This is a genomic window from Maricaulis sp. (genome assembly GCF_048270265.1).
Taxonomy (GTDB): Bacteria; Pseudomonadota; Alphaproteobacteria; order Caulobacterales; family Maricaulaceae; genus Maricaulis.
On sequence record NZ_JBLWTD010000013.1, the window covers coordinates 75,542 to 85,331 of the forward strand.

Sequence of the window (9,790 nt, forward strand, 5' to 3'; positions counted from 1 at the left end):
ATTTGGCGGCATCTTCGAACAGTTGCATTCGCTTGGCCAGCAGCTTGTCAGCTGGGGCCCCCGCCGCCTGATGGAGACGCCATGAAGGTCTGGATTGATACCGATGGCGGCGTCGATGATGCGCTCGCCCTGGCCTGCGCCTATGCGGACCCGGCGATCGAGCTGGCCGGGATCACGACCGTGTTCGGCAATGTCGCGCCGCGCAAGGCGGCCCGCAATGCGGCGCTGGTGCAATCCTTCTTCGATCCGCCGCATGTCAGCATCAGCGTCGGGGCCGTCGCGCCGCTGGTCGGCAGCTGGCGTGATGCCCGCATCATCCATGGCGAGGACGGGCTGGGCGGCGCCAGTTCCGATCACCTGCTGGGCTATGAGGCCGGCCATGTGCAGGAGGACGGCCCCGAGACCAGCGCCGCACGCCTGGCCGGCTTTGCCCGCGAGACCGGCGCCGGCGGTACCATCATCTGCCTCGGTCCGGTGACCAATCTGGCGATTGCGCTTCGCCACCATCCCGACGCCTTCACCTCGCTGGGCCAGGTAATCTGCATGGGCGGGGCCTTCACCATCCCGGTCTCGCGGCGGCACACGGCCGGCGAGTTCAATTTCGGCTCCGATCTGGAGGCCGTGCGCGGCGTGCTGGCCGCCGCCCCCAATCTCACGATCGTACCGCTCGATACCTGCCGCAAGGTGGTGCTGCGACGGGCCCGGCTGGCGCGCCTCGCCCGCACCTGCGAGACACCCCTGACGCGCTTCCTGCAACGGGCGCATAATCACTATATGGATGCCTATCGGGCCAGCGACGGGATTGATGGCTGTTTTCCCCATGACGCCCTGGCGGTCGCGGCGCTGGCGCATCCCGGCATTTTCCGCTTCGAGACGCGAAGCCTGGAGCTCGATTCATCGAGCGGCTTTGCCGGCCTGTTGCGCACCGGGGGCCAGGGACGGCCGCTGCGTGTGGCGGTGGATATCGACCAGCGCGCCGCCCTCAACTGGATCGAGGCGTGCATTTGCCGCCGCACCTCGCATTGACGCGCCTCGCGAGTGCGCCATAAAGCTGGCTGAGAGGTTTTAGACCATGCCCCACGACCATCACCACGACGCCGGCGGCCCGGGCCGCCTCGCACCGGCCGAAGCGCGCCGCGTCACCGGGATTGCCACCTCGGCCTCGGTCGCCGTGGCCGTGATCCTGGTCGTGACCAAGGCCGTGGTCTGGTATCTGTCCGGCTCGGTCGCCCTGCTGGCCTCGCTCGCCGACAGCGCCCTTGATCTCACCGCCTCGCTGACCGTGCTGTTCGCCGTGCGCTATGCCGCCGAGCCGGCTGATGCCGAACACCGTTTCGGGCATGGCAAGGCGGAGGCCTTTGCCGGCGTGATGCAGGCGATCTTCGTCGCCGCCTCGGCCGCCCTGCTGCTGCGCGAAGGCGTGCAACACCTGCTCGAACCGGTGGAAATCCGGGCCAGCGGCTGGGCCCTGGCGGTGATGGTGTTGTCGCTGGTGCTCACCATCGCGCTGGTCATCATCCAGACGCGCGCCGTCGACCAGACCGGCTCGATCGCCGTCGAGGGCGACCGGGCCCACTATTTCTCCGATCTCGGGGCCAATATCGCCGTCATGGCCGGCATTGCCGGCTCGGTCTGGCTTGGCTGGCTCTGGCTCGATGCTGCCGTCGCGCTGGCCGTGGCGGTCTGGCTCGGGATCACTGCCTGGGGCGTCGCCAGGGGCGCGCTCGACCAGTTGATGGACCGCGAACTGCCCGATGAGGAACGCGAGCAGATCCGCCATCTCGCCCTCGGCGAGGATCCGCGCATCATCGATGTGCACCAACTGCGCACCCGCGCATCCGGTCCGCTGGTGCATATCCAGTTCCATCTCGGCCTGCCCGCCGATCTGAGCCTGCGCGAGGCGCACGCGATCGAGGTCGAGTGCGAGCGCCGCCTGCTCGCCGTCTACCCGGCCGCCGACATCATCATCCATGCCGACCCGCATGGCGAAGCCGAGCCGCACGGCGCCGAATTCTTCCGCTCCGGCGGCGCGCCCGGGCATGAACATTAGTCGTTAAGCGAAACCGGATTAATCTGACGCCATGCGCGTTCTCCATTTCTGGCCCCTCGATCCCTTCTCGCGCCAGGTCCGTGTGGCCCTCGACGAGAAATCCCTGAAGCACCAGCTTCAGCTCGAGACGCCGTGGGAGCAGGCCGACCATCTGCAATCGCTCAATCCGGCCGGCACAACGCCTGTGCTGGTCGATGAATCGGGGGGCGGCCGCCGCGTCATCATCGAGTGCCGCGCCATCCTGGAATATCTCGAGGAAACCTCGCCCAGCCCCTGCCTCCTGCCCGGCGGCCCCGCCGACCGTGCCGAAGCGCGGCGGCTGATGGACTGGTTCGACCGCAAGTTCGACGGCGAGGTCAACGCCTATCTCCTGCACGAGAAACTGGAGAAACGTGTCCAGGGCCTTGGCTCGCCCGACCCGGCGGCGATCCGCCAGGGGCGCGAGCATCTGCGCTGGCATCTCGATCATATGGCCTGGCTGCTGGAGAGCCGCGATGGCCTCGCCGGCCCGCGCTACACGCTCGCCGATATCGCTGCGGCGGCGCATCTGTCCTGTGTCGACTATCTCGGCGATGTCCCCTGGGACGAGTTCGAGCCGGTCAAACAATGGTATCTGCGGGTGAAATGCCGCCCCGCCTTCCGCGGCCTCCTCACAGACAAGCTTCCCGGAACCCAGCCTTCGGAGCATTATGCGGATCTGGATTTCTAGGGGGGGGCGTCTGATGCGCGTTCTGATTACATTCTGGCTGGGGCTTTTGCTCGCGGTGACACCGGCTTACGCCCAGTCACAAAACGCGGACATGCAGAATTTCGCGGCCTGGGCTGCCGAGACCGCCAACGTGCGACAGGGCGCGATGGAACTGGTGGTGCTCTCGGGGGAAGCGGACGAGATTTCCCTGCGCAAGCTGGAAAACGAGATATCGACGGAACTGGCCATGTCCCAGCTGGCCACCTGGCGCGAACAGGCCGACGCCGAACTGGCACGGCTGACAGCAGCCTATGCCGGGCTCCAGTCGGGCCCGCAAATGACGCGGTCGGATTTTGACGAGGTAATCAACGGGGCGATAGAGAGCACCAATCTGGTGCTTGAAGAGGCGGCCCGGATGATCGAGGATTCCGAAGCTGCAACGCGCGCCGTGATTTCCGGGGAATCGACCTCAACATTGGTCGTGGCCGCCGCCCGGCTGGGATTGATTCAATCGGTCTATGCGGGTGTGATCCAACAGAACAACGGGGTTCTCCGCACGCGATCCGAGGGCGATTCGCAAGGTACGTGGGTGCTGGCGATGAATGAGAACATCGCGTCCACAATCGTCCTGATGGAAGTGGTGCGCCGTCAGCTGGGCGCCGAGCCGTCGGTTTTCCACGTCGACGACCCGCTCGCCAACGCCCGGCGGCGTGCTGCGCGGGTTCGGACCCTGGCATCGCAGGGACACCGCGAAGTCCGCGAACAGATCCGGATGGTCCGGAGGCTCACCCCGGGCACCGAACAGGAACGCCGGATGCTCCCCCTGATAATCCAGATCTATGAGAGCGTGGACGAGGGACTTGAGCTGGAGCAACGGATGGCACGGGTGCTCGTCACCTCGCACGAGGATACTGCTACCATCTCGGAAACTGGCGATCTCGCCGCCCTGTCACAGCTCGAAGCGCTCGAGAATGAGCGTGTGGAGCTGCAGATGCGGCAGATCGAGCTATCGCGCCAGATGTTTGCCGACTAGGCGATGACACCCGAAACCGTCAAATCCCTCGCCCTCGCCTCAGGCTTCACCGAAGCGCGCATCTGCCGCGCTGACGAGGCGTGGGATGCGGGCGAGCGGCTGGCGGAATTTGTGGCCGGCGGCCAGCATGGCTCGATGGCCTGGATGGAGGATACGCTGGCGCGCCGCCAGCATCCCACCGCCATGTGGCCGGACGCGAAATCGGCTGTGGTGGTCGGGCTCAATTACGGGCCCGATATCGACCCGCTTGCGGCGCTGGAGCGCACGTCCGAGGGCGTGATCTCGGTCTATGCGAGAAACACCGATTATCACGACCTGATGAAGAAGCGGCTGAAGCATTTCGCCCGCGCCTTCGTGGACCAGACCGGGGCCGATGTGAAGGTGTTCGTCGACACCGCGCCGCTGATGGAAAAACCGCTGGCGGCAAAATCCGGGATGGGCTGGCAGGGCAAGCACACCAATCTGGTCAGCCGGGAACACGGCTCCTGGCTGTTTCTCGGCGTCATGCTGACAGCGGCCGAGCTGGAGCCCGATGCGCCGGAGACCGATCATTGCGGCTCGTGCACCGCCTGCCTCGACATCTGCCCGACCAAGGCCTTCCCCCAGCCCTACAAGCTCGATGCGCGGCGTTGCATCTCCTATCTGACGATCGAGCACAAAGGCCCGATCCCCATCGAATTTCGCGCCGCGATGGGCAACCGGATCTATGGCTGCGATGACTGTCTGGCGGTGTGCCCGTGGAACAAGTTCGCTGCCGTGACGGCGGAAATGGCCTTCCATCCGCGGCCGGAACTGAAGGGGCCATTGCTCAGCGAACTGGCGGCGCTTGACGATGCCGGCTTCCGCCAGGTCTTCACCGCTTCGCCTGTCAAGCGAGTGGGGCGAGGAAAATTCGTGCGAAACGTGATGATCGCTATCGGAAATTCACGGGACTTGTCCCTGCTACCTGTGGTCCTTGAGCGGATTGCCGATGCCGACGCCCTGGTACGCGGCGCGGCGATATGGGCTCTGTCACAACTTTCCCCGGATCAGGCCAAGGCACTTGCCACAGCGGGCGTGGAGGGTGAAACCGATCCCGATGTAACGGCAGAATGGCAGATGATTCTCGATTAAGCACGGACAGGTTGAGACGCTGTTATCCTTTGTCCCCTATACGGGGCGCGCCGGGATGGAAATCATGGCAGACCAAGCTGGGGAGGGCGGTCAATGTTGACAGATATCATGGGTGGCGGCGCCTTATGAGCGACTTGGACGTTATGGTCGACACGCCGGGCCTCGGGGACCAGATCACCGTCATGATCTGCGAGAACAGCCAGGTGCAGCTACGCATCCTGAGCAAGGCGGTCGAGGAGGCCGGCTACTGCGTGCAGACCGCGCGCAGCGCCGAAGCCGTGCTCGAGCAGATGCAGATCAGGCCGGCCGATATCCTGCTGACCGGAATTGAAGTCGGGCCGATGACCGGGCTGGAAGCTTGCTGGGCCCTCAAGGCCAATCCCCGGACCGAATCCGTGCACACCATTGTCATCACAGCTTCGGGCCAGGAGCGCCGGCTGGAGGAATCCCTCGATGCGGGCGCCTATGATTTCATCCGCAAGCCGGTGAACATGACCGAGCTGCGCGCGCGCCTGCGCGCCGCCTCGCGTCTGGTCCGGATGCAGAAACAATTCCGCAAGCTGGCCGAAACCGATTCCCTCACCGGGACCGCCAATCGCCGGGCCCTGATGCAATGCCTGGAGGCGGAAATCGCCCAGGCGCGCAGCCAGGGCACGCAGGTCGCGGTGGTGATGCTCGATCTCGATCACTTCAAGCGCGTCAACGACACCCATGGTCACGCCATCGGCGACCGGGTCCTGGTCGCGACGGTCAAGGCCGTACAGGCCTGCCTGCCCGGGCGTGAGCGGCTGGGCCGGCTCGGCGGGGAGGAATTCGTCGCGGTCCTGCCCGACGCGACACCGGAATTCGCGGCAATCATGGCGGAACGCATCCGCCAGGCTGTAGCAGCATTGCAGGTCACCAATAATCTGGGTGAAGTCGTCCCGATCACGGCCAGTATCGGCGTCTCCATTTCGTCGGCTGACGGTCAACACGACACGCCCGACAGCCTGCTGCTCGCCGCCGATGATGCGCTGTACGAGGCCAAGGAAAACGGCCGCAACCGCGTGGTTTTCGCCGGCACCACCATGCGCGGCACACGCCGTGCGGCAGGCTAGTTCTCCAGCGCCGCCAGACGACGGGCCTCATTGATCCGGCCACGCAGCACCAAGAGATCGATATTGGCAGGCTCGATCTCCCGCCCGGTTTCCATATCCTGCCAGGCCGCATCAAGCGCACCGGTTTCAAGCCGGGCCTGGGCGCGCAGGCGCCAGCCATCAACAAGGCCTGGCGTCTGGTCAATAACGGCCGTCGCCGCCGCGTCCGCCGCATCCCATTCACCCAGCGCCACACTCGCCTCGGCCCGCCCCAGCAGCGCGGCGCCGTCAAGCGGGTCGAGCTCCAGCGCGGCGGCGAAACTGGCCTGCCCCGCTTCGGCCTCATCCCGGCTCAGCCAGGTCTGACCCGCCTCCACCAGCATGGTGATGCGGGCCGGCAAATCCTGATCAGACACCTCGGCCATCGCCAGCTGGTCGAGCATGGCAGCCCCGCGCGCGCCATCCCCCAGCGCAATAATGGCGCGGGCCTCGCAATGCGCCGCCGGCCAGCCTCCGCCTTCCATCCGCCAGGCCAGGGCATCCTCGAAAGCGGCATCCTGATCGGTCTCGACCCGCTCCAGGCAGGACAGATAGCGATCGGTCTCGGCTGCGATCACCGCATCCTGGGCGTGGGCAACGGAGCCCGCAGCGGCCAGCAAGCAGACGAGAAAAGGGCGGGCGAGAAGGGGGCGGGCAAGGGGGAGAAAACGCATCAGGGCATCCCGTGCAAGGCGTTAAAGGGCTGGCAGTCAGATTAGTCAGCGGCTGCGGCACGGTCCATCGCCGCTTCAGTCCCCGCACCGGACGCAGGCTGGCGATAGATATCAGGACGCGCCACCTCCATCGCCCGCTCGGGGGATTTCAGCGGCGTATAGCCAACCCCGGCATAGAGCGGCTGCGCATCGGCGGTCATCAACATCAAGCGCCGGCAGCTGCGGATCTCCGGCAGGTCATGCAGGCATGCGACCAGCCATTTGCCCAGGCCAAGCCCGCGATGGGCGGGATCGATAATGACATCGGCCAGATAGGCGAAGGTCGCGCGGTCGGTGACGAAGCGCGCCATGCCCGCAAAACTGCCATCGGGCGCCAGCAGGGAGAAGGTCCAGGCATTGGCCGCCGCGCGGGTGACCGTTTCCAGCGGTATGCCCGGCGACCAGTAGGAGGTGCTGAGCAGGCGATGGGCCTGGACCGGATCAAACGCATCACGCCGGTCGGTAAGCCGATAGCCGTTCCGCTCGAAATCATTCTCCTGCATGTCCGCACTCTCCTGCCGGCGCCTGAAGGCAAAGCGGTAGCATCAGGGCGCGCCCGGTCCATTCAAGTTTTCCGTCACAGTGTGACCCGGCCCGGCAGCTTCCATTCTGCGGATTCGTTTGTCACAGACCGCCGCTTGTGAAAAAACCGCGCCTGAACCCCGCTTTGCCAACCCGGTATGCTGCCACACCATGAATGTTCTCCAGGTCATTCCCCAGCTTGATGCCGGCGGTGCCGAACGCACCACGCTCGAGGTCGCCGAGGCGGTCGTCGCCGCGGGCGGACGGGCGCTGGTCGTGACCGAGGGCGGGCGGCTTGAGGCGGAACTGGAAGCGGTGGGCGGCGAACTGGTGCGACTGCCGGTAGCCAGCAAGAATCCCTGGACCGTCTGGCGCAATGCCCGGCGCATCGCGGCGATCGTGAAGGCCGAGCAGATCGGCATAATCCACGCCCGCTCGCGCGCCCCGGCGTGGAGTGCCAAATGGGCCGCCGCCCGGAGCGGTGCGCATTTCGTGACCACCTATCACGGCACCTATAACGGCAAGACCGGGCTGAAGCGCTGGTATAATGCCGTCATGGCGCAGGGCGAGCTGGTGATCGCCAATTCGCAATTCATCGCCGCCCATATCCGCGTCCAGCACCCCTTCGCCGCCGACCGCATCCGGGTCATTCCGCGCGGTGTCGATCTCGACAGCTTCGATCCGCACAAGGTTGCCCCGCAACGCGTCGCCGCACTGGCCGCCAGCTGGGGGCTGGACTGGCCAACAGACCGCCTGGTGGCGCTGTTCCCGGCGCGGCTGACCGGCTGGAAGGGGCAACGCGAAACACTCGCCGCCCTGGCGCAACTCAAGGCCGGGGGGCTGGCGGTGCCGCTGACCCTGTTCGCCGGCGATGCCCAGGGCCGCGAGGCCTATCTGGCCGAGCTCAACGAACTGATCACCCGGCACGGGCTCGAAGCCGATGTGCGCATTGTCGGCCATTGCAGCGACATGCCCGCCGCCTTCGCCATGGCCGATCTCGCGCTGACACCTTCGGTCGAGCCGGAGGCTTTCGGACGCACGGCAGCGGAGGCCGGCGCCATGCACACCCCCGTGATCGCGGCCGACCATGGCGGCGCGCGCGAAGTTGTGGTGCCCGGCGAGACCGGCTGGCGGGTCGAGCCGGGAAATCCCGCCGCCCTCGCCGCCGCGATCCGCGAAGCTGTGTCGATGACACCGGCGCGACGCAGCGAAATGGGGGAGCGTGCAGCGCAACATGTCCGGACACAGTTCTCGACACGAGCCCTGCAAGCTGCGACTTTGCGCGTCTATGAAGAGGTCTTAAGCTCGCAGCCATGATCGAACCGGAACGCGATACCATCTACGTCCTGCATTGGGGGGACCTGACATCGACTGTGCGCATGCTCGCCTCGGCGAAGACATTGCGTCATGCGCACAAGCGTGACCGGATCGTGTTGCTGACGACGCCGGAGTTCGAATCCTTCCTCAAGCACAGCCCGTTCTTCAACGCGATCGAGATCGATGCCCGGCCCGAAGGCCGGCCGCAAACCGTCGCCCGCGACAAGCGCCTCAAGGCCGCACACCCGGCCCGCGTCTATGACCTGGTCGGCGACAGCACCTCGCGCAAGCTCAAGGGCCTGTTCCGCTTTTCCAAGTGCGACTGGCTGGAAATCCTTCCCTCGCGCAAATCCGGCGAGCATCCGGTCGACGAGACCGCCGGCGTGCTCAATGCAGCCATCGGCCTGGGCCCGGCGCATTTCCCGCTTGGCGGCGCGCCATCACCGGACGCGAGCTGGGTCGATTTCCTCGCCCGCAAATCGCGCATGCTCGACCCGGAATATTTCGGACTGAACGGCCCCTTCGCCCTGCTCGCCCCCGCAGGCGAAGACGTCAAGCCGGCCTTGCGCTGGCCCCGCGAAAAGTGGGCCCATCTGGCGCACGAACTCCTGCAGGCCGGGATCACCCCGGCCCTTGTCGGCGGACCGGACACCCGCGAGATCGGTCGCTATGTCTCGCAGGTCGCTCCGGGTGCACGTGACATCACCGGCAAGGCGAAACTGCCACAACTCGCCGGCCTGGCGCGGCGGACCCGCTTCGTGTTCGGCGAGGACACGCCCTTGCTGCACCTGCTGGTCGCGGCCGGCGCTCCGGCGCTGGCGCTCTATGCCGGCGTCGAGGACCCGACACGCAATGCACCGCGCGGCGATGCACCGGTCATTTTGATGCACGCGCCCGTTCTGGCGCAGGTCGCACCGTCCGAAGCCATGGCCGCAATGCGCTTCGCAGGCGGCTTTTCCGACAGCTCGGCTGCGGCGTGAACCGCGCCGCACGCTTGCTTAATGTGTTCATTTCACCATAGTGCGCGGCTCTCCGGCAGGGTTGCGGCTCAATTGGGCCGATTTGGGCTTGATCCATCTGCGCCGCCGGACGATTACTAAGTATTGCTCGCAGGCCATAAGGGAGAAGCGGCCATAGCCCGTAGACCACAATCTGCGCAACCGCCGAAAAAAGACGGACCGCGTATGAATTTAGACATCCGCGTACCGCGGGTGCTTCTTATCGACGAACATGGAGAGA

The 9,790-nt window shown here is 65.9% G+C and carries 10 protein-coding genes; 8 read left to right on the top strand and 2 right to left on the bottom strand.

Going from position 1 to position 9,790, the window contains the following annotated elements:
• The first annotated feature begins 81 nt into the window (after nucleotides 1-81).
• The 6 genes from ACN0YF_RS08915 to ACN0YF_RS08940 all read left to right on the top strand — a co-directional run bounded on the left by ACN0YF_RS08915 (nucleotide 82) and on the right by ACN0YF_RS08940 (nucleotide 5,981).
• The gene (locus ACN0YF_RS08915) at nucleotides 82-1,026 is read left to right on the top strand and encodes a nucleoside hydrolase (RefSeq protein WP_417494111.1); all 945 of its coding nucleotides are present in this window, start codon (nucleotides 82-84) and stop codon (nucleotides 1,024-1,026) included.
• A 46-nt stretch (nucleotides 1,027-1,072) separates the two neighbouring features.
• Nucleotides 1,073-2,050, top strand: a complete 978-nt coding sequence (locus ACN0YF_RS08920) for a cation diffusion facilitator family transporter (RefSeq protein WP_417482935.1) — start codon at nucleotides 1,073-1,075, stop codon at nucleotides 2,048-2,050.
• Between the two features lie 31 nt (nucleotides 2,051-2,081).
• A complete protein-coding gene (locus tag ACN0YF_RS08925) occupies nucleotides 2,082-2,759 on the top strand; it encodes a glutathione S-transferase family protein (RefSeq protein WP_417467634.1) in 678 nt (225 codons plus the stop codon).
• A gap of 13 nt (nucleotides 2,760-2,772) precedes the next feature.
• Nucleotides 2,773-3,771, top strand: coding sequence for a hypothetical protein (locus ACN0YF_RS08930; RefSeq protein ID WP_417494112.1), 999 nt, complete (start codon nucleotides 2,773-2,775; stop codon nucleotides 3,769-3,771).
• 3 nt (nucleotides 3,772-3,774) lie between these two features.
• Nucleotides 3,775-4,884, top strand: a complete 1,110-nt coding sequence (gene queG / locus ACN0YF_RS08935; protein WP_417494113.1) for a tRNA epoxyqueuosine(34) reductase QueG — start codon at nucleotides 3,775-3,777, stop codon at nucleotides 4,882-4,884.
• Nucleotides 4,885-5,009: 125 nt separating this feature from the next.
• The gene (locus tag ACN0YF_RS08940; protein ID WP_417482932.1) at nucleotides 5,010-5,981 is read left to right on the top strand and encodes a diguanylate cyclase; all 972 of its coding nucleotides are present in this window, start codon (nucleotides 5,010-5,012) and stop codon (nucleotides 5,979-5,981) included.
• Here ACN0YF_RS08940 and ACN0YF_RS08945 read toward each other — a convergent pair.
• Nucleotides 5,978-6,673: a hypothetical protein gene (locus tag ACN0YF_RS08945; protein ID WP_417494114.1), complete on the bottom strand. Its 696-nt coding sequence runs from the start codon at nucleotides 6,671-6,673 to the stop codon at nucleotides 5,978-5,980. The genes ACN0YF_RS08940 and ACN0YF_RS08945 overlap by 4 nt on opposite strands.
• A 41-nt stretch (nucleotides 6,674-6,714) precedes the next feature.
• Entirely contained in the window at nucleotides 6,715-7,215 is a 501-nt protein-coding gene (locus tag ACN0YF_RS08950; RefSeq protein WP_417482930.1) for a GNAT family N-acetyltransferase, read from the bottom strand.
• 190 nt (nucleotides 7,216-7,405) lie between these two features.
• Here ACN0YF_RS08950 and ACN0YF_RS08955 point away from each other — a divergent pair, with 190 nt between their 5' ends.
• Both ACN0YF_RS08955 and ACN0YF_RS08960 read left to right on the top strand, forming a co-directional pair.
• On the top strand, nucleotides 7,406-8,551 hold the full coding sequence (locus ACN0YF_RS08955) for a glycosyltransferase family 4 protein (RefSeq protein WP_417494115.1): 1,146 nt from the start codon (nucleotides 7,406-7,408) through the stop codon (nucleotides 8,549-8,551).
• On the top strand, nucleotides 8,548-9,531 hold the full coding sequence (locus tag ACN0YF_RS08960; RefSeq protein ID WP_417482928.1) for a glycosyltransferase family 9 protein: 984 nt from the start codon (nucleotides 8,548-8,550) through the stop codon (nucleotides 9,529-9,531). The genes ACN0YF_RS08955 and ACN0YF_RS08960 overlap by 4 nt, the downstream gene beginning before the upstream one ends.
• Nucleotides 9,532-9,790: the final 259 nt, after the last annotated feature.

Coding starts and splice junctions, on each gene's coding strand:
- ACN0YF_RS08915 (WP_417494111.1), top strand. CDS start 82: ATGAAGGTCTGGATTGATACCGATGGCGGCGTCGATGATGCGCTCGCC.
- ACN0YF_RS08960 (WP_417482928.1), top strand. CDS start 8,548: ATGATCGAACCGGAACGCGATACCATCTACGTCCTGCATTGGGGGGAC.
- queG (WP_417494113.1), top strand. CDS start 3,775: ATGACACCCGAAACCGTCAAATCCCTCGCCCTCGCCTCAGGCTTCACC.
- ACN0YF_RS08940 (WP_417482932.1), top strand. CDS start 5,010: ATGAGCGACTTGGACGTTATGGTCGACACGCCGGGCCTCGGGGACCAG.
- ACN0YF_RS08920 (WP_417482935.1), top strand. CDS start 1,073: ATGCCCCACGACCATCACCACGACGCCGGCGGCCCGGGCCGCCTCGCA.
- ACN0YF_RS08955 (WP_417494115.1), top strand. CDS start 7,406: ATGAATGTTCTCCAGGTCATTCCCCAGCTTGATGCCGGCGGTGCCGAA.
- ACN0YF_RS08950 (WP_417482930.1), bottom strand. CDS start 7,215: ATGCAGGAGAATGATTTCGAGCGGAACGGCTATCGGCTTACCGACCGG.
- ACN0YF_RS08945 (WP_417494114.1), bottom strand. CDS start 6,673: ATGCGTTTTCTCCCCCTTGCCCGCCCCCTTCTCGCCCGCCCTTTTCTC.
- ACN0YF_RS08930 (WP_417494112.1), top strand. CDS start 2,773: ATGCGCGTTCTGATTACATTCTGGCTGGGGCTTTTGCTCGCGGTGACA.
- ACN0YF_RS08925 (WP_417467634.1), top strand. CDS start 2,082: ATGCGCGTTCTCCATTTCTGGCCCCTCGATCCCTTCTCGCGCCAGGTC.